Source organism: Gordonia sp. UBA7860, assembly GCF_002500165.1.
Lineage (GTDB): Bacteria > Actinomycetota > Actinomycetes > Mycobacteriales > Mycobacteriaceae > Gordonia > Gordonia sputi.
Window position 1 is genome coordinate 1 of record NZ_DLSO01000108.1, and the last position, 654, is coordinate 654.

Annotated in this window: 2 protein-coding genes; one reads left to right on the top strand and one right to left on the bottom strand. The window is 65.9% G+C overall.

All coding sequences use genetic code 11. The annotated features are described in order from the left end of the window. Nucleotides 1-307: winged helix-turn-helix transcriptional regulator (locus B3T59_RS13480; RefSeq protein ID WP_287003788.1), on the bottom strand; the 307-nt coding region annotated here is incomplete at its 3' end. Nucleotides 308-362: 55 nt separating this feature from the next. On the opposite strand from B3T59_RS13480, the gene B3T59_RS13485 reads away from it, so the two are divergent. Next, the coding region (locus B3T59_RS13485; protein WP_287003789.1) for an MFS transporter at nucleotides 363-654 on the top strand (292 nt) is incomplete at its 3' end.

A 654-nucleotide genomic window follows, 5' to 3' on the forward strand; every position in this document is an offset into this window, starting at 1 on the left:
CGATCACCGGCAGCGGTGCGTGGCCCTGCTGGGTGAGGCGGTCCTCGTTGGGGACGCGCTGGCCGGGCTCGGGGTAGGGGACGTTCTGGAAGAGCCCCGCCTCGGTGAGCTCCCGCAGTCGAGCCGATGCGACGGCGTCTGTGATCCCGACGCGGCGCGCGAACTCGTCGAATCGTGTTGCCCCGTAGAACGCTTCACGCAGGATGAGCATCGCGGATCGGGTGCCGATCACGCCCATGGCTTTGTCGATAGAGCACCGATTCGCCGTCCAGTTGTCCCTTTCGGCCAGAGGTCCACGTAACTCCATGCCCACAGTGTAGCTGACTTGACGCAGGCATAGTCAGCGGGTAAACAGTCTGACTATGGAAAGCAAAAGCCAGAGCGAACGGCGGCACGGCGCCGGTGCTCTTCTCGCGGTCGCGTGCGGCGCGCCGTTCCTGGTCGCCCTCGACCTCTTCGTGGTCAACGTGGCATTCGACGACATCGCCAAGGACTTCGGTGGCGCACGGCTGACCTCGGTCAGTTGGACACTCTCTGCTTACGCGATCGTCTATGCGGCACTCCTCATCCCGCTGGGCGCCGCGAGCGACAGGCTGGGCAACCGTCGCGGCTTCATCGGCGGGGTCGTCGTGTTCACCGCGGCGAGCGCGCTCG